The sequence below is a fragment of the Saccharopolyspora sp. NPDC045839 genome, from assembly GCF_056431645.1.
Map to the genome: position 1 here is coordinate 93,831 of NZ_JBWKKH010000035.1, position 16,705 is coordinate 110,535.

Genomic DNA, 16,705 nt, shown 5'->3' on the forward strand with positions numbered 1-16,705 from the left:
GAAAAAAACCACGCGATTCCCGCTGTCCTGGGGGTGGTGTGCGTGGAAACAACCACCGGTGGGCAAACCCCGGAGGGTGGGTTCCCCCCGTCCTCCCCCCCCCCCCCCCCCACGCCGGCTCGTGGTGACCGGTGGGCCGAGGACAACGTTGTCGCCCTGATCATCACCGCCGGATCGGCGCGCGGCCGCGCCGTCGTTCAGCCGGATGTTTCGAGGTCGACCAGCACCGCGTTGGTATCCCGCCAGAACCCGCCGTGCTCCGGCGGCGTTGACCGGGGCATGAACTTCGGCGCGCGCTGAACGCTCTCGAGTTCAGCGCTGCCGTCGACGGGTCGCCAGCAGCGATCCCGCAGCTCGTACTCCCACGACACCAGCCACACCGCCGTGACCCGTCCGCCGGTCAGCAGGTCGTCGGGCGGCCGGGCGGAGTGGTGGTCTTCGTGCAGCACTCCGGTGAGCGTGATCTCCGCAGGCAGTGGCTCCGGCACCGATACGAACACGCTGACACCACCGGCTCTCGCCACCGCGGGCACGGTGCTCCCGGTCGTTCTCGCTCTTGGGCCTTCCGGCACCGGGCGGCGTTCCAGCCCTGCCCGGAGCGCCATGCCGGTCGGGATCGCCGATGCGGACCACTGACTCCACTCCAGCCGCCAGGACACTTCATCGCCGACCGCGGGAGGCGTTCCGCAGCACTCGATCTGCCAGCCGTCCAGTAGGACGGGCACGGTCAGCCGGTGCCGCGCTTCGGCGGCGCTCACCGCGCCGAGGTGAATCCGATCTTCAACATGCCCCGATCGTACCGCCGGCCGCGACCGGTCGGCTGCGGGTGACGATCCCGCGGCGGCGGGCTCGGCGGTCGATCCACCACGTGTAGACCACGGTCAGGGCCATGGTCGGCAGGACGTCCCACACCGAGTAGCTGCCGCTCTGGTCGAGGCTGGGCACGCCCTGGGTACCGGCGAACACGGCGAAGGCGGCGTTGTTCACCACGTGCAGCGCGATCGCCGCCTCCAGGCCGCCGGTGCGGATGGTCAGCCAGCACATGGCCATCGCGAAGACGAAGAGGTCGGCGACCACCAGCGGCTCGGTGTAGTCGTGCAACGCCACGAACAGCACCGAGGTGGCCACCGCCCCCGGCCACGGGGTGCGGGTCCAGGAGGCGAAGGTCTGCACCAGCCACCCGCGGCACAGGTACTCCTCGGCGGCGGCCTGCAACGGCACGAGGGTCACGGCGATCGCGAACACGGCCAGGAACGTCGGCCAGCCCGGCCACGTCGCGACGTCCACGCCCTGGCCCCGGGCGAGATCGACGACGGCGATGAGGACGAAGCCCAGCACCGCCCATCCCCCGCAGTCCAGCAGCCACCGCCAGCGCAGCCGTCCCTCCACACTGGACACCGTGCCGACCGGGCGGCGCTGCGCCCACCGCGCCGTCAGCAGGACGGCGGGCAGGAGGACGGCGATGCTGGCGAAGGCGAACGCGAATTCCCACAGCGGGGCGGAGAAGCCCAGTTCGGCGTCCAGCCCGATGCCCACCAGCACCGCCAGGCCCATGCCGGCGGCGCTGATCACCAGCAGGAACACCACCGCGAGCGCGACCAGCAGCAGGATCCCGACCAACGGCCGCCACCAGCGGTGCGCCGGCGTGCGCGCGAGCAGGTGGTACGGCGTGCCTGGGGCATCGACGGCCGATTCCCGCTGAAGACTCATGTTCGTCCCTTCCAGGTGATTCGTCGCGTTGGAGCCTAGGGAGCCGGCCGCCGCCGAAGCGCGTGCCACCCGTCCAGACCTCGTGGCCGATCGGCCATGATCTGCGGACCGGTCGGCACTGTCCGGCGGGCCGGGAGCTGACCGACAATGGATCGGTCGGCGACCGATCGTCCGAGGTGAGGGATTCGCGGGTGTCTCCGCTGGTTGAAAAGGCGCGGGCAGCCGCCGCCCAAGAAGCGCGAGCCGTGCGCGCGGCGCCACGTCAGGTGGTGGCCGGCGAGCTGGCGGCCTTCCTCGTGGTGCTGGGCATCGGGTTCGTGCCGAGCCCGGCTTCGCTGCTGCCGTCGAGCCACTTCGCCGTCACCGCCGCGACGGCGTGCTGGGCGGCGCTGCTGGTTCCGGCCCGAAGGCGATGGCCGGTCGCGACGCTGCTGGCCACGGCTCCGGTGTTCGCCAGCGACAACATCTGGGCGGCGGCGACGCTGCCCTTCGTCACGTTCTCGGTGGCGCGGCGCATCACGCCCGCCCGGCGCCTGTGGCCGGCGGTGCTGGCGACCGCCGTCGTGGACCTCCTGCTCGCGGTCGTCCGCGAGTGGAACGCCCCGGGCGGCCTCGGCGAGACCCTCGCCGGCTACGCGCTGACGGTCGCGTTCCTGCTGCTGCTCCCGGCGCTGTCCGGCGGCGTCCTCGGCCGGCGTCAGCCGCTCGTCCGGCTTCTCCGGGAACGCAACCAGTACCTGGAGCGGGCGCAGGAACTCACCGCCGAGAAGGCTCGCCTGAAGGAACGCGCGCACATCGCCACCGAGATGCACGACATGCTCGGGCACCGGCTCAGCCTGATCTCGATGCACGCCGGGGCGCTGGAGATCACCGCGGCCAAGGACGCGCCCCGCTTCAGCGGTCAGGCCGAGCTCCTGCGCACCACGGCCGCGACGGCGATGGCCGAACTGCGCGAGATCCTGGGAGTCCTCAACGACGCCCAGGGCGCGCCGCCCGGAACCGTCGGCGAGCACAGCGGAACCCGTGCCGACATCACCGATCTCGTGGCCGAATCCCGCCGCGCCGGCATCGCGGTGGAGCTGGTGTGGTCCGGGGCGGACGTCGACGACGCCGATGCGCGGGCCCGCCACGCCGTGCACCGCGTGGTGCGGGAGGGGCTGACCAACGTGCACAAGCACTCCCCCACCGCGCCGCCCAACGCCTGCACATGGGCACGGGGACGGCGAAGGCGCACATCAGCCGGATCCTCACCAAGCTCGACTGCGCGAACCGGGTCCAGGCCGCCATCCTGGCCCACGACGCCGGTCTCCAGCCCGGCTGACACCGGGAGATTTGACCCTCCACCGACTGGAGACCCTACGGTCCCGGACCATGAAGATCGTTGTTCATGACACGGCGTCCGCCATGCTCGACCTCCTCCGGCGACCGCCGGCGGAGCGGCCCGACGCCCTGCGGGAGATGCTCAGCCCGCTGGAGCCGGCGATGTCCGTGATGGGGGATGTGGACCTGGTCCAGATGTTCCAGATGGGCGGTAGTGGTTTCCGGCTCGACCGCGACGACCAGCGATATGTGCCCGCACTGCGCCGGATGCAGGAAGCCGAGGTGTGGAACCGCGTCGAAGACTCCCTCGCCGCCGCGTGGGCGCGGATCAGCGGCGCGGTGCCCGGGATCGGGCACGCCGACACCGTGCACGTCGTCTTGGCTCTCGGCAACCCCGATGACGAGCAGCTGATGGCGCGCAGTGCCGGGTACTTCGGCCTGGGCGGGTTCCCGGGCGCGATCCAGCTCTACATGTGGCCCACCGAGACGAGCCTGGCGAAGATCGACCACGCCGCCGCGCACGAGCTGCACCACAACGTGCGCTACGCGAACGTCGTCTGGGACCCCGCTGCCATCACGGTCGGGGAACAGGTCGTCGCGGAGGGCCTGGCCGAGGCGTTCGTGCGCGAGCTGTCCGGCGAGCAGGCCATGGGCCCGTGGTCCCAAGGGCTGACCGGGACGGAACTGGACTCGGCGTACGGGAAGATCGCGGCCGGGATCGACGTGACCGGGATGCCGAACCTGCCCCCGTACGTCTTCGGCGACGCCACGGCCCAGCGCATGGGACTGCAACCGGTGGGGCTACCGGACTTCGCGGGCTACGCGGCTGGCCTGCGCATCGTCGACGCGCACCTGACGGCCTCCGGCCTCACGGCGGCCGGGAGCACGGCCCTCCCGGCCCGCGAGATCCTCACCAACGCGGGCATCCCAACCAACGCCTGACCACGAGGGCTCCGCCTACGGCCCGTGAGTACTTTGTGCTGCTACAGCGGCTCTTCAGCGGCACGAAGTACACACGGGCCGCTACCGCAGGTTTTCCAGGCGGGGCACCAGGTCTGCCGGGGCGGGCATGGCCTGCATCTCCTCGCGGACCTCGGCTGCCGCCTTCTTCATGGCTCCGTCGGTGATCAGGCGGGTCAGGTCCGCCGCCGTGATCCGCTTCGCCGGTACCGCGAGACCCGCTACACGCTCCGCCACCCGCTCCGCGTTGAACTTCCGGTCGCCCGAGCCCGGCGTGACCAGTTGCGGAAGGCCCGCCGCGAAGGCCCCGAAGACGCTGCCCGCGCCGCCGTGGTGCACCACCGCCGCGCACGTCGGCAGGATCGCGTTGATCGGAACCCAGTCGACCGTGCGGACGTTCTTCGGCATGTCCCGGCTCGCGGTTTTGGCGTCTGGGCGCACCAGCACGATCTCCGCGTCAACTTCGGAGGCGGCGGCGACGACTGCTGGCATCGGGCTCGCTCCCGGTCCGTTCACCGTGCTGCGGCTGACCAGGATTCGGGGCCGCTCGGGGGTTTCCGCCAGCCAATCCGGCACCTCCCCCTCGCCGCTGAACGGCTCGCACCGCATCGGCAGGCCGTCGCGGGCGCCGACGACGCTCGGCGGCGCGATGGTCAAGGTCACCGCGGCAGGCGGTAGCGCCGCCACACCATGGCGGGCCAACGGCGCGGCCATCCTGGTGGCGCCGAACACTTCCGGCCCGTCGAACAGTGCATTCTCGTGCAGCACCGCCGGAATTCCCCGGCGCGCCGCAGCCAACGCCCCGGCGGCGGCGAGGGGTTCGTGGATGACGAGATCCGGCTTCCACCGGTCGGCGAGCGCCACCACCCCGTCCGCGATCTGGTCGTTCGCCGCGCCGAAGAGCCGGGACACGGTGCGGAGCCCGCCGTCCCCGGCGAGTTCGGCGCGGGCCAGCAGCGGGTGCCGCAGCATGATCCGCCGGGCGATCCGGCCGAACTCGAAGCCCGGCGCGACATCCTCGATCTCGATCCCGCTGTTCCGGGCGTTGAGGCCGTCTTCGGCGGACGCGGCCAGCACGTCGTGCCCGGCATCGCGCAGGGCCTGCGCCAACGGGAACAGCGGCAACAGATGCCCGAGCAAAGGGGCCGAAACCACGAGGATCCGCATACCGGGACCGTACTGGGCCCGTGAGTACTTTCTGCTGCGATAGCGACACAAAGTACGCACGGGCCTTCCAGCCAGGCCGGATCGGTTCGGCCGCATTTTCGGGTGCTCCTGACCACCCGAAGTGCTGACCGGTGTATCTGTGCCAGCGACCCGCTCCTCTATGAGGATGTGCCCATTCACATCCGACAGACCGACCAAGCCGACTGGCAGTCACTGAGCCGCGGGCAGCACGCCGTCTTCACGTGCAAGCAGCTGCGGAAGTTCGGCGTCAGCTATGCCACGATCCGGGCGAACATTGCGGCCCGGCGCTGGCAACGCGTCCATCGCGGGGTGATCGCCTTGTTCAGCGGTCCGCTTCCCCGCGAAGCCCGGCTCGCCGCCGCCCTCCTCTACGCCGAGGCCCCGGCCGCAGAGGTGCCGGAGGTGCTTTGGCCCGTGAGTACTTTGTGCTGCTACCGCGGCACGAAGTGCTCACGGGTGGTCGTCATCGATCGAACGGGGGTGGTGGTGCTACCGGGTCCGGGACCGGGGCTCGGGGGGCGTTCTGGGAGCCCCGGACGCTGATCACGCTGCCCGGGGGTTCCGCGCAGTGCAGGTCTTCGTTCGTCGGGCCCGGCGCCGTTTCGCTTCCCGGGCGGCGGGGCGTGCCCTCGTAGCCCCTGGTGCAGGCGATCGGGTTGAAGAAGTTCAGCACCAAGCCGAGGTGTCCCGTGCCGTCCGGCGACAGCGTGTGGGAGAACGCCGAGATCACCGGCAGCGCCACCAACATCTGCTCCATCGCCGGGCCGCGCACGTCGGTGATCTGCATCGTGGTCAGCATGTTCGCCACCACCACGCCGAAATCCGTGCCCGCGCTGCGCAGCAGCGCGTCGACCTCCTGGCTCGCCGCCGGCGCGCCGTTGATGATCCGCCGCAGGTCCGGGTCGGACTCCTTCAGCCGCCCGGAGATCTCCCGCAGCCCGCTGCTGAACGACACGATCTGCTCCGACTGCTGCTGCTGGGTGCGCAGCACCACGTCGCTGTTGGCCAGCAGCCCGGTGGTCTGCGGGAGGTGCTCGTTTGCGGCGGCCGTCACCGAACTCGTCGCGTCCAGCATGCGCTGCAGGTGACCGCCGGTGCCGTCGAACGCCGTGCCGACCTCGTCGACGACCGTGCGCAGGTCGTCGACCGGGACGCTACCGACCAGCCGGTCCAGGTCGACCAGCAGCGATTCCGGCGCCGGCGGCAACTCGGTGCGCTCCTGCTCGATCACCGATCCCGACGCCAGGTACGGGCCGCCGTCGCGCTCCGGGCGCAGGTCGAGGTACTGCTCCCCCACCGCCGAGCGGTTGGCCACCGCAACCCGGGCGCCCGCCGGGATCGGCGGCGCGGCGTCGTCGATGTGCAGGTCGACGTCGATGCCCGCGTCGGTGAGCCGCATCTCGGTGACCCGGCCCACCGCGACGCCTCGGTAGGTCACCTCGGAGTTGGTGAACAGCCCGCCCGAGTCCGCCATCCGCACCGTCACGGTGTAGCCGCTGCCGCCGAAGTAGCGGTCCAGCCCGGCGTACTGCCCGCCCGCGTAGCCGATGCCCACGACCGCCAGCACCAGGAACAGCCCCAGCCGGATCTTGGTCTTCCGCGCGAACATCAGCGTCCTCCGAACTGGATCGGGGCCGGGACCGGCGGGACTGACTGCGGCGCCGGGATCGGCAGCGGCGGCAGGGCCGGTGCCGGCGGTGGCGGCCGCAGTCCCGGCTGGCCCGCGTCGCTGAGGCCGGGGATCGGGATCAGCGGCCCGGAGGAGCGGGTGAGGTTCTCCATGATCGTGCTCAGGTCCAGGTCGAACCGCACGTCCGCGTTGACGAAGTCGCCCTTGAGCGGCTTCATGACGTACTCCGGGAACGGGTACGTCGCGAGGTAGGCGATGGCGTCCGGCAGCGCGTCGCCGGTCTCGGCGAGCTTCTGCAGCGTCGGCGCCAGCGCGTGCAGGTCGGCGACCATGTCGTCCTTGCTGCGGTTGACGGTCTGCACCGCCACGCCGGAGAGCTGGTCCAGCGACTGCAGCATGGTGACGAGCTGGCCGCGCTGCTCCTCCAGGGTCCGCAGGCCGGGGCCCAAGCCGTCGATCGCGCCCGCGATCTGGTCGGTCTGCCCGCGCAGCGTCGACGAGAGCCGGTTGAGGCCGTCGATGGCGCGGGTGATGTTCTCCTTCTGCCCGTCCAGCCGGGTGACCGTTTCGTTGAGATTTCCCAGCAGCGAACGGATTTCCGCCTCGTTGCCGGTGAACGCGCCGTTGAGCTCGCGCACGATGTCCTGCAGCTGCGCGACGCCGCCGCCGTTGAGCAGCATCGACAGCGCGCCCAGCACCTCTTCGACCTGCGGGTTGCGGTTGGTGCGTTCCAGCGGGATCACCGCGCCGTCGGCCAGCGCGCCCGCTGCCGCGCTGGCGGGTGCCGCGAGCTCGACGAACTTCTCCCCCAGCAGGCTCGATTGCCGCAGCCGGGCGTCGGCGTTGGCGGGCAGCCGGACATCGCCGTTGACCGCCATGTGCACCAGCGCGGTGGTGTTGTCGGGGCTCAGCTCGATCCGCTCCACCCGCCCGACAGCGACGTCGTTGACCTTCACGCTGGACTGCGGCACCAGGTCGAGGACGTCGGCGAAGTGCGCGGTCACCTGGTACGGGTTCGAGCCCAGCTCAGCGCCGCCGGGCAGCGGGGCGTTGTAGAGCCCGGTGAATCCCGCTGTGCCGCAACCGGAAACCAGCAGCGCCGCCAGCAGCACCGGCGCGAACCGCTTCATCGGGGGCCTCCTTGCTGGGCGGCGTCCACCAGCGGCAGCGGCGGCAGTTCGCCCTGCTGCAGGTGATGCATCGTTTCGCCGATCGATGGCAGCTGCAGCTTGCCGTCCAGGTACGGCGCGAGCTTGTCGCAGGCGTCCTTGAGGCCCTGCGGCACCGGCTCGGGCATGCTGTGCTGGAGCAGCTTGCACACCATCAGCACCGGCGGGTGGGTGAGCTCGTTGAGGTGGCCGCGGACCGTGACGCTGCCGGAGGCCGCGTCGTAGGAGTTGATGAAGTTCGTCGCGCCCAGCGGTGCGACGTCGAGCACCTCCGACAGCGCCTGGCGCTGGTCCACCAGCTGCTGCGTCACGCCGGTCAGATTGTCCACATTGGACGCCATGAGTTCCCGGTTGTCGCGGATGAATCGGGAGACGTCGTCCAGCGCGACGGCCAGCGAGCTCAGCGCGGCGCCCATCTGCTGCTGCTCGCCGGCCAGGAATCCGGTGACGTCGTCGACCCGCCCGTAGAACTCCTGGATCTGACGGTCGCTGGCGGCGAGCGTCGCGGTGAAGGTGTTCAGGTTGTCGACCGTGGCGAACAGGTCGCCCTGGTTCTCCTGCAGGGTGGCGGCGAGGTCACCGAGCTGCTTCACCGTGGCGTTGAGGTCCTTGCCGTTGCCCTCCAGCGCGGCGGCCGAGGTGGACAGCACTTCGGACAGCGCTCCGGTGCTGTTGGCGCCGTCCGGGCCGAGGGCCTGCGCGAGCGCGTTGGCGCTGCGGTAGAGGTCGTCGAGTTCGGCGGGCGTCGCGGTGCGGTCCTTGGCCAGCACCGCGCCCGAAACCAGTTCCGCGCCACCGGAATAGGCCGGGGTGAGCTGCACGTACCGGTCGCTGACCAGGCTCGGCGCGACCACCACGGCCTTCACGTCGGCCGGGATCTGCACGTCGTCGTCGACGTGCATGTCCACTCGCACCACGTCGCCCTGCGGCACGACGCCGTCGATCCTGCCCACCTCGACGCCCAGCACCCGCACGGTGGATCCGGCGTAGACCCCGACGGTGCGGTCGAAGTACGCGGTGATCTGCTTGCCGGGATCGGCGAACAGCCACCACAATCCCGCGCTGACGAGCAGTGCCAGCGCGCATCCGATTCCGACCACTTTGGACATCAGCCACCTCCGACGGGCCGGGTCGGCACCGGGATCTCGCAGGACGTCGTGTTCGTCTGCAACGGCCCGGCGTTGATCGCGGGCGGGAACAGGCCGCACAGGTAGCCGTCGAACCACCGGCCGTTGCCCACCGTGTTGTTGAAGCCGCGCACGTAAGGCGCCATCGCCGCCACCACGCGGCCCAGGTCGTCCTGGTTGCGCTGCAGCATCTCGGTCAGCTGGTTGAGCTGCTCCAGCGTCGGCCGCAGCTGCTGCTGGTTGTCGGCGACCAGGCCGCGCAGTTCGTCGGAGAGCTGCTGGGTTCCGATCAGCAGCGCCGAAATCGCCTCCTTGCGGCTCTGCAACTCGGTCAGCAGCACGTTCCCGTCCGAGATGAGCCGCTGCACCTGATCATCGCGGTCCGCGACGATCTTGCTCACGCCGCTGGTGTTGCGCAGCAGATCGGTGAGCTGCTGATCGCGCGAGGCGATGGTCTGCGACAGCTGTGAGAGCCCGTCTATGGCCTGGCCCATGTGCTGCGGCGCGCCGCGGAAGGTGTCCGCCAGGACGCGGAAGCTCTGCGCGAGCTGCTGGGTGTCGACCTGGTCGGCCGTGCGGGTCAGCTGGTCGAGCGCGTCCGGGATGTCGAACGGCGCGGCGGTCCGCTCGACCGGGATCGGCTCCGCGAGTTCCTCGGCGCCGTCCGGTTGCAGCGCCAGGTACTTCTCGCCGAGCAGCGTCTTGATCTCGATGCTGGCCCGGCTGCGGTCGCCGATCTGCGCGCCGTCGACGCGGAACGCCACCAGGACCCGGTTGCCCGCCAGCGAGACGTCGGTGACCTCGCCGGACTTGACCCCGGCGATCTGCACGTCGTTGCCCGCCGCGAGCCCGGCCGACTCGGAGAAGTAGGCCTCGTAGGTGGTGCCGCCGCCGATCACCGGCAGGTCCTTGGCGAAGAACGCGCCCAGCGTGGCGCAGGTGATGAGCACGACGGCGACCAGGCCGACGACGGCCTGGTTCCGCTCCCGCAACAGCTTCATGACGGCTTGCACCTCTCCGGCATCTCCGAGGCCGGCAGCGGCAGGATCGGGATCGAGATGTTGAGCTTGGAGATCCCGACCGTGCCCGAGATCCGGCACAGGTAGAAGTTGAACCAGCTGCCGTAGCTGACCGTCCTGGTCAGCGCGTTGAGCCGCTCCGGGATGTTCTGCAGGTCGGCCTCCAGCTTCGGCTGCTCGGCGTTGAGGATGCCGGCGACCCGGTTGAGCTCGCCGATGCTGCTCTGCAGCGGCGGCCGCGCTTCCTCCAGCATTCCGGCGGTGGTGTTGGTGAGCTCGCCGAGCGCGGCGACGGCCTCCCCCACCGGCTTCCGCTGCTCGGCGAATCCGCTGGTCAGCTGCTGCATCGAGGTGATCAGCTCGCCCAGCTGCGGGCCGCGCGCGTTGACGGTGGTCAGCACGGCGTTGAGGTTGTCGATGACCTGGCCGATCACCTCGTCCTTGCGGGCGATGGTGGACGTCAGCGACGCGGTGTGGGCGAGCAGGCTGTCCACCGTGCCCGCCTCGCCCTGCAGCACTTGGACGATCTCGCCCGAGAGCTGGTTGACGTCCTGCGGCGAAAGCGCCTGGAACAGCGGCTTGAACCCGTTGAACAGCGCGGTGAGGTTCAGCGCCGGATGGGTCCGCTCCAGCGGGATCTCGCCGCCCGGCGGCAGCACGTCCGCCGGATCGCGCAGCGCCGCGTCCAGCGCCAGGTAGCGCTGACCGGCGAGGTTGCGGAACTTCACGGTCGCGGCGGCGTCGCGCGGGAGGCGCCGGCCGGCGTCGAGGTCGAAGCGGATCAGGGCGTGCTTGCCGTCGACGACCTCCAGCCCGGTCACCCGGCCCACCTTCACGCCCGCCATCCGCACGTCGTCGCCGGCGTCCAGGCCGGAGGCGTCGGCGAACCGCGCGTGGTAGGAGTCGGCGGAGCCGGAGGTGGAGGCGGCGATGGTCATCGCGAGCACCCCGGTGAGCGTGATCGTGACCGCCGCGAAGATCAGCAGCTTGACCAGCGGCGCGGCTATCGACCTCATCGCACCGTCACCTCCGCGCCGCGGTAGACCGGGCCGACCAGCAGCCCGCTCCAGTCCGGCACCTCCGAGCGCGGCACGCCCATCTGCGGCGCCAGCAACGTCGACAGCAGGTCCCGCTCGGCAGGGGTGTTCGCCACCGACTGCGACGTGGTGGACGCCGGTTTCTGCTTCCACGGGAACACTTCGTCGCGGTCGCGCGGCGGCTCCGGGAACACGGAACCGTCCTGGACCGGCCCGCCCGGCGGGTACTGCGGGAAGGTGTCCGGCGCCTCGACCCACGGGTAGCAGCGCGGCCCGCGCTGGTCCAGGTACTTCGGCGTGTCCACGCCCGGCAGGTACTTGCCGCGGCTACCGGTGATCTCGATGGTGAACTTGGCGATCTCGGGGTTCTCGGTGCCCTTGCCGAAGGATCGCTCGGCGTTCGGGATCGAGTCCGCGAACTGCTTGAGCATGCAGGGGTACTCCGGGGCGTATTCGGCGAGGAGTTCCAATGTGGACCTCGATGTGCCGGTGAGGTTGATCAGGTTGTCCTTGTTCAGCGCCAGGAACCGGTTCAGGTCGTTCGCGCTGCCGGTGACGGTGCCCAGCATGGTGTTCAGCGCCTGCCGCTGTTCGGCGATGGTCTTGCTGGTGGTGGTCAGGTCGGCCAGCGCCTGCGTGAGGTCGGGCGCGGCCTCGGCGTAGGTGTCGGCCACGTCGTCGATGCGCGCGATGACCGACTCCAGCTTCGGCAGCGACGGGTTCAGCCGCTCCAGGTAGCCGTCCAGCTGCACGAGCGTGTCGCCGAGCTGCTCGCCGCGGCCGTCCAGCGCCTGCGACACCGCGGTCAGCGTCGTCGAGAGCTTTTCCGGTTGCACCGCTTGCAAGACCGGCAGCAGGTCGCCGAGCACCTTCTCGATCTCGATCGCCGATCCGCTGCGGTCCTGCGGGATGACGTCGCCGGAGGCCAGCGCCCGCGAGCCGGCGTTCTCCGGGATGTGCAAGGAGACGTAGCGCTCCCCGAACAGCGTCTTGGGCAGCAGCCGCGCCGACGCGCTCGCCGGGATCAGCTCCGCCTGGTCCGGCCGCAGCGCCAGGTCGAGCACCGCGTGGTCGCCGTCGGCTCGCACGCCGCGCACCTCGCCGACCACCACGCCGCGCGCCTTGACGTCGGCGCCCACCCGCATCTGGTTGCCGATCCGGTCGGTTTCGAGGCTGACCGCCACGACCGGCGTGAACGCCTTGCGGTACATGGCGATCGTGCCCGCGACGAACATCCCGGCCGCGACCAGGAACACCACTCCGAGCGCCTGGTAGCGGCGCCTGCTCCGCCGGCCCCTCATCCCGAGATCCGAACCGTCGTGGTGGAGCCCCAGATGGCCAGGCTGAGGAAGAAGTCCAGCACCGCGACCAGCACGATCGAGGTGCGCACCGCTCGTCCCACCGCGACGCCGACACCAGCCGGGCCGCCGCGCGCGGTGTAGCCGTAGTAGCAGTGCGTCAGGATCACCGCGACGCTGAACACGATCACCTTGCCGAAGGACCACAGGACGTCCTCCGGCGGCAGGAACAGGTGGAAGTAGTGGTCGTAGGTGCCCGCGGACTGGCCGTAGAACCACACGGTGATCTGCCGGGACGCGAAGTACGAGCCGAGCAGCCCCACCACGTACAGCGGGATGACGGCCGCGACCCCGGCCAGCACCCGGCTGGTCACCAGGTACGGCAGCGTCCGCACGCCCATCACCTCCAGGGCGTCGATCTCGTCGGAGATCCGCATCGCGCCCAGCTGCGCGGTGAACCCGCAGCCGACGGTCGCCGACAGCGCCAGGCCCGCCGACAGCGGCGCGACCTCGCGGGTGTCGAAGTAGGCGGCGACGAACCCGGTCAGCGCCGAGGTGCCGAGCTGGTTCAGCGAGGAATAGCCCTGCAGGCCGACGATCGCGCCGGTCGCGACGGTCATGCCGATCATCACGCCGAGCGTGCCGCCGATGACGGCCAGCGCGCCGCTGCCGAACACGACCTCGGTGAGCAGCCGGGCGGTTTCGCGGTAGTAGCGGCGCAGCGCGACGGGCGCCAGGGCGAGGGCGCGCAGGTAGAACGACAGCTGCCAGCCCAGTTCGGCGAGCGCGTCGCCGGGCCCGCGGGTGATCCGCCGCCGCAACGGGGCGGCGACCGGGTCGACGACGGCCATCGGCTCACAATCCCTTCGGGGGCACGAGTTGCAGGTAGATCCCGGTGAGCACCAGGTTGATCAGGAACAGCAGCAGGAACGTGATCACCACGGCCTGGTTGACCGCGTCGCCCACGCCCTTCGGCCCGCCGGCCGGGTTGAGGCCGCGGTAGGCGGCGACGACGCCGGCGACGAACCCGTAGAGCAGCGCCTTGAACTCGCTGATCCACAGGTCGGGCAGCTGCGCGAGGGCGTTGAAGCTGGCCAGGTACGCGCCGGGCGTGCCGCCCTGCAGGATCACGTTGAAGAAGTAGCCGCCGAGCACGCCGACGACGCTGACCATGCCGTTGAGCAGCAGGGCGACCAGCACGGCGCCGATGACGCGGGGCACGATCAGCCGCTGGATCGGCGAGATCCCGAGCACCTCCAGCGCGTCGATCTCCTCGCGGATGGTGCGCGCACCGATGTCGGCGCACATCGCCGATCCGCCGGCCCCGGCCACCAGCAGCGCGGTGATCAGCGGGCTGGCCTGCTGGAGGATGGCCAGCGCGCTGGCGGCACCGGTGAACGACTGGGCCCCGATCTGCTGCGTCAGCGACCCGAGCTGCATCGCGATGACGGCGCCGAACGGGATCGCCACCAGCGCGGTCGGCAGGATCGTGACACTGGCGAAGAACCAGGCCTGCTGGATGCACTCCCGGACCTGGAAGGGCCGCCGCGGCACGGCCCGCAGCACCCCCCACCCGAGCGTGGCCATCCGCCCGACCTGCACGAACGCCCCAGCACTCCGCACTGCCACCAGCTCACCTCCCGATCCACGCTGATCCGGGGTCCCGCAATTTCAATGGAAATCGAAGGTCCGATTTCCATTGAAATTGCGGAAGAACCCACCCCATCGGGTGTCGAACCGTCAGGGATGTCCTTGCCTCTCGCCTTGGTCAGGCGAGTGCGTGCGTTGCCGTTGCGCCGCCGTCGGCCGTGAACTCCGCGCCGGTGCAGTAAGAGCTCTCGTCGCTGGCCAGGAAGACCGCGAGGGACGCGATCTCCTCCGGCTGCCCGACCCGGCCCAGCGCGACGCGCTTGCCGACGTGGTCCATCGGGACCTGGCCGCCCGCCGCCTCGTGGATCATCTGGGTGTCGATCGCCCCGGGATGCACCGAGTTGACCCGGATGCCCAGCTTGCCGAGCTCCATCGCGGCCACCTTGGTCATCCCGCGGATGGCGAACTTGCTGGCCGAGTACGCCACCAGCAGCGGCATGCCGCCCAGACCCTCCACAGAGGACACGTTGATGATCGAGCCGCCCGCCTCTCGCATCGCCGGGATCACCTCCCGCATGCCCAGGAAGGTGCCGATCTGGTTGACCCGGACGACCCGCTCGTAGTCGGCCAGGCTGGTGTCCGCGAGCTCCGAGAAGTGCAGCACCCCGGCGTTGTTGACCAGCACGCCGACCGGCCCGAGCTCGCGCGCCGCCCGCACCGCGTCGACCCAGTCGTCCTCCGAGCCGACCTCGAGGTGCTGGTACACCGCGGCCGGGCCGAGCTCGTCGGCGAGCTCCTTGCCCGCCTCGTCGGCCACGTCCGCCAGCAGCACCTTGGCGCCCTCGGCGACGAAGCGGCGCGCCGTCGCCGCGCCCTGGCCGCGCGCGGCGCCCGTGACGATCGCGACCTTGTCCGCTAGCCGCATGTCACATCAACTCGTCGGTCAGCGGCAGCAGCACGGTCTTGAGCTCGGTGTACGCCTCGAACGCGGAGCGGCCGCCCTCCCGGCCGAGCCCGGACTGCTTGTAGCCGCCGAAGGGCAGGTGCGGCTCCACCTGGAACCCGTTGATCCCGACCGTGCCGGTGCGGATCCGCTTGGCCACCCGGAACGCCCGCCGGACGTCCGATGTGTACACCCCGGCGCCGAGGCCGTACTCGGAATCGTTGGCCATCCGCACCGCCTCGTCCTCGTCGGTGAACGGCACGACCGTCAGCACCGGGCCGAAGATCTCCTGCTGCGCGACGGTCATCGCGTTGTCTACATCGGCGAAGACCGTCGGCTGCACGAAGTGGCCGGCGCTGAGGTCGCCGTCCGGCCGCCCGCCGCCGGTGACCAGCCGCGCGCCCTCCTCCCGGCCCTTGTCGATGAAGCCCAGCACCCGGTCCAGCTGCCGCTGGTTGATCAGCGGGCTGGACAGCACGCCCGGGTCGAACGGGTCGCCGTAGGTGACCGAGCCGGCGATCAGCTCGGCGGCCCCGACGAACTCGTCGTAGGCGTCCCGGTGCACGAGCGCGCGGGTGTGCGCGACGCAGGCCTGCCCGGAGAGCCCGAGGGTGACCATGCCCATCGCGGTCATGCCCGCCAGGCCCACGTCGGCGTCCGGGAACACGATGGCCGGGCTCTTGCCGCCGAGTTCCAGCGACACGCGCTTCATGGTGCCCGCGGAGGCCTCGACGATGCGGCGGCCGACCTCGCGGCTGCCGGTGAAGCTCACCTTGTCCACCTGAGGATGCGTGATCAGCGCTTCGCCGGTCGGGTCGCCGGGGCCGGTGACGACGTTGACCACGCCGTCCGGGATCCCGGCCTCCAGCAGCAGTTCCACCATCCGCAGCACGCTGAACGTCGCGTACTCCGACGGCTTGAGCACCACGGTGCACCCGGCGGCCAGCGCGGGCGCGAGCTTCTGCGCGAACAGCAGGAACGGCGCGTTCCACGGCAGCACCGCGGCCACCACGCCGACCGGCTCGCGGAAGGTCATCGCCAGGTGGTCGCCGCCCTGGTACGGCGGCAGCGTCTCGCCGCCCGCCTTGTCGATCCACCCGGCGTGGTGGTCGAAGACGTCGGCCGCCACGTCCACCGATCCGGCGTAGACGGTGCCGAACGACAGCGGCACGCTGTTGTCCAGCGCCTGACGGGCCCGCAGGTCGTCGGCGTTCTCGCGCAGCAGGTCGGCACAGCGGCGCAGCAGCCGCACCCGCTCACCGGCGCGGATGGTCGGCCACGGGCCTTCGTCGAACGCCCGGCGCGCGGCGCGGACCGCGTCGTCGACGTCGTCGGCATCGGCGACGGCGAAGTCGCCGATCGCCTCGCCGGTCGCCGGGTGGTGGTGCGTCCAGGTCCGGCCCGCGCGGGCCTGCCGCCACTGGCCGTCGACCAGCAGCAATCCGTCTTTGAGCGCCGCGGCGTCGAGATGCTGCCGCACGGTCAGGGCCATCTGGCTCCTCCTCGCCTGGAGACTCTTGGCTGTGGGTAGCGGTGCCGTCGATTTCGCGCGAAATCGACGGTCCGCCTATAGGGGGGGGGGGGGGGGGCGGGGAGCACAAAAAACCAACAAAAAAAGAAAAAAAAAAAGGGGGGAGAGGAGCGGGGGGGGGGGGGGTGGTTGGCGCGGAAAGAAAAAAAAAAAACACCCACGGGTCCGTTCCCGCTGGCACGG

General features: G+C 70.8%; 15 protein-coding genes. 2 read left to right on the plus strand and 13 right to left on the minus strand.

Translation table 11 applies throughout. From position 1 onward, the window contains the following. Window positions 1–197: 197 nt before the first annotated feature. Together AC07EQ_RS35070 and AC07EQ_RS35075 are read right to left on the minus strand one after the other, a co-directional pair. Window positions 198–758 carry a DUF6578 domain-containing protein gene (locus tag AC07EQ_RS35070; protein ID WP_478392117.1) on the minus strand — a complete coding sequence of 187 codons (561 nt, stop codon included), beginning with the start codon at window positions 756–758 and terminating at the stop codon, window positions 198–200. Window positions 759–780: 22 nt separating this feature from the next. Continuing rightward, the gene (locus AC07EQ_RS35075) at window positions 781–1,710 is read right to left on the minus strand and encodes a lysostaphin resistance A-like protein (protein WP_478392118.1); all 930 of its coding nucleotides are present in this window, start codon (window positions 1,708–1,710) and stop codon (window positions 781–783) included. Between the two features lie 191 nt (window positions 1,711–1,901). Between AC07EQ_RS35075 and AC07EQ_RS35080 the strand changes: the two genes are divergently transcribed. Both AC07EQ_RS35080 and AC07EQ_RS35085 read left to right on the plus strand, forming a co-directional pair. Further along, window positions 1,902–3,101, plus strand: a complete 1,200-nt coding sequence (locus tag AC07EQ_RS35080; RefSeq protein ID WP_478392119.1) for a sensor histidine kinase — start codon at window positions 1,902–1,904, stop codon at window positions 3,099–3,101. Beyond that, window positions 3,082–3,972 carry a DUF2268 domain-containing putative Zn-dependent protease gene (locus AC07EQ_RS35085; RefSeq protein ID WP_478392120.1) on the plus strand — a complete coding sequence of 297 codons (891 nt, stop codon included), beginning with the start codon at window positions 3,082–3,084 and terminating at the stop codon, window positions 3,970–3,972. The genes AC07EQ_RS35080 and AC07EQ_RS35085 overlap by 20 nt, the downstream gene beginning before the upstream one ends. Window positions 3,973–4,053: 81 nt before the next feature. Here AC07EQ_RS35085 and AC07EQ_RS35090 read toward each other — a convergent pair whose 3' ends face one another. The 11 genes from AC07EQ_RS35090 to AC07EQ_RS35140 form a co-directional block, all read right to left on the minus strand. Then, a complete protein-coding gene (locus AC07EQ_RS35090; RefSeq protein ID WP_478392121.1) occupies window positions 4,054–5,157 on the minus strand; it encodes a nucleotide disphospho-sugar-binding domain-containing protein in 1,104 nt (367 codons plus the stop codon). Window positions 5,158–5,641: 484 nt separating this feature from the next. Continuing rightward, on the minus strand, window positions 5,642–6,787 hold the full coding sequence (locus AC07EQ_RS35095; RefSeq protein WP_478392122.1) for an MCE family protein: 1,146 nt from the start codon (window positions 6,785–6,787) through the stop codon (window positions 5,642–5,644). Continuing rightward, window positions 6,787–7,938, minus strand: coding sequence for an MCE family protein (locus AC07EQ_RS35100; RefSeq protein WP_478392123.1), 1,152 nt, complete (start codon window positions 7,936–7,938; stop codon window positions 6,787–6,789). The genes AC07EQ_RS35095 and AC07EQ_RS35100 overlap by 1 nt, the downstream gene beginning before the upstream one ends. Continuing rightward, complete coding sequence (locus tag AC07EQ_RS35105) at window positions 7,935–9,086, minus strand: MCE family protein (RefSeq protein WP_478392124.1); 1,152 nt, start codon at window positions 9,084–9,086, stop codon at window positions 7,935–7,937. Before AC07EQ_RS35105 ends, AC07EQ_RS35100 begins: the two co-directional genes overlap by 4 nt. After that, on the minus strand, window positions 9,086–10,105 hold the full coding sequence (locus tag AC07EQ_RS35110) for an MCE family protein (RefSeq protein ID WP_478392125.1): 1,020 nt from the start codon (window positions 10,103–10,105) through the stop codon (window positions 9,086–9,088). Before AC07EQ_RS35110 ends, AC07EQ_RS35105 begins: the two co-directional genes overlap by 1 nt. Beyond that, window positions 10,102–11,139 (minus strand): MCE family protein, encoded by a 1,038-nt coding sequence (locus tag AC07EQ_RS35115; protein WP_478392126.1) that lies wholly within the window; start codon window positions 11,137–11,139, stop codon window positions 10,102–10,104. Before AC07EQ_RS35115 ends, AC07EQ_RS35110 begins: the two co-directional genes overlap by 4 nt. Next, window positions 11,136–12,461 carry an MCE family protein gene (locus tag AC07EQ_RS35120; RefSeq protein ID WP_478392127.1) on the minus strand — a complete coding sequence of 442 codons (1,326 nt, stop codon included), beginning with the start codon at window positions 12,459–12,461 and terminating at the stop codon, window positions 11,136–11,138. Before AC07EQ_RS35120 ends, AC07EQ_RS35115 begins: the two co-directional genes overlap by 4 nt. Next, window positions 12,458–13,309, minus strand: a complete 852-nt coding sequence (locus AC07EQ_RS35125; protein ID WP_132489655.1) for an MlaE family ABC transporter permease — start codon at window positions 13,307–13,309, stop codon at window positions 12,458–12,460. The genes AC07EQ_RS35120 and AC07EQ_RS35125 overlap by 4 nt, the downstream gene beginning before the upstream one ends. Window positions 13,310–13,313: 4 nt before the next feature. Continuing rightward, entirely contained in the window at window positions 13,314–14,045 is a 732-nt protein-coding gene (locus tag AC07EQ_RS35130) for an MlaE family ABC transporter permease (protein WP_478392135.1), read from the minus strand. Between the two features lie 181 nt (window positions 14,046–14,226). Continuing rightward, the gene (locus AC07EQ_RS35135) at window positions 14,227–14,973 is read right to left on the minus strand and encodes a glucose 1-dehydrogenase (RefSeq protein ID WP_478392128.1); all 747 of its coding nucleotides are present in this window, start codon (window positions 14,971–14,973) and stop codon (window positions 14,227–14,229) included. A 1-nt stretch (window position 14,974) separates the two neighbouring features. Next, a complete protein-coding gene (locus tag AC07EQ_RS35140) occupies window positions 14,975–16,483 on the minus strand; it encodes an aldehyde dehydrogenase family protein (protein WP_478392129.1) in 1,509 nt (502 codons plus the stop codon). Between the last annotated feature and the right edge of the window lie 222 nt (window positions 16,484–16,705).

Coding starts and splice junctions, on each gene's coding strand:
- AC07EQ_RS35135 (WP_478392128.1), bottom strand. CDS start 14,973: ATGCGGCTAGCGGACAAGGTCGCGATCGTCACGGGCGCCGCGCGCGGC.
- AC07EQ_RS35085 (WP_478392120.1), top strand. CDS start 3,082: ATGAAGATCGTTGTTCATGACACGGCGTCCGCCATGCTCGACCTCCTC.
- AC07EQ_RS35125 (WP_132489655.1), bottom strand. CDS start 13,309: ATGGCCGTCGTCGACCCGGTCGCCGCCCCGTTGCGGCGGCGGATCACC.
- AC07EQ_RS35115 (WP_478392126.1), bottom strand. CDS start 11,139: ATGAGGTCGATAGCCGCGCCGCTGGTCAAGCTGCTGATCTTCGCGGCG.
- AC07EQ_RS35120 (WP_478392127.1), bottom strand. CDS start 12,461: ATGAGGGGCCGGCGGAGCAGGCGCCGCTACCAGGCGCTCGGAGTGGTG.
- AC07EQ_RS35095 (WP_478392122.1), bottom strand. CDS start 6,787: ATGTTCGCGCGGAAGACCAAGATCCGGCTGGGGCTGTTCCTGGTGCTG.
- AC07EQ_RS35110 (WP_478392125.1), bottom strand. CDS start 10,105: ATGAAGCTGTTGCGGGAGCGGAACCAGGCCGTCGTCGGCCTGGTCGCC.
- AC07EQ_RS35140 (WP_478392129.1), bottom strand. CDS start 16,483: ATGGCCCTGACCGTGCGGCAGCATCTCGACGCCGCGGCGCTCAAAGAC.
- AC07EQ_RS35075 (WP_478392118.1), bottom strand. CDS start 1,710: ATGAGTCTTCAGCGGGAATCGGCCGTCGATGCCCCAGGCACGCCGTAC.
- AC07EQ_RS35105 (WP_478392124.1), bottom strand. CDS start 9,086: ATGTCCAAAGTGGTCGGAATCGGATGCGCGCTGGCACTGCTCGTCAGC.
- AC07EQ_RS35130 (WP_478392135.1), bottom strand. CDS start 14,045: ATGGCCACGCTCGGGTGGGGGGTGCTGCGGGCCGTGCCGCGGCGGCCC.
- AC07EQ_RS35090 (WP_478392121.1), bottom strand. CDS start 5,157: ATGCGGATCCTCGTGGTTTCGGCCCCTTTGCTCGGGCATCTGTTGCCG.
- AC07EQ_RS35100 (WP_478392123.1), bottom strand. CDS start 7,938: ATGAAGCGGTTCGCGCCGGTGCTGCTGGCGGCGCTGCTGGTTTCCGGT.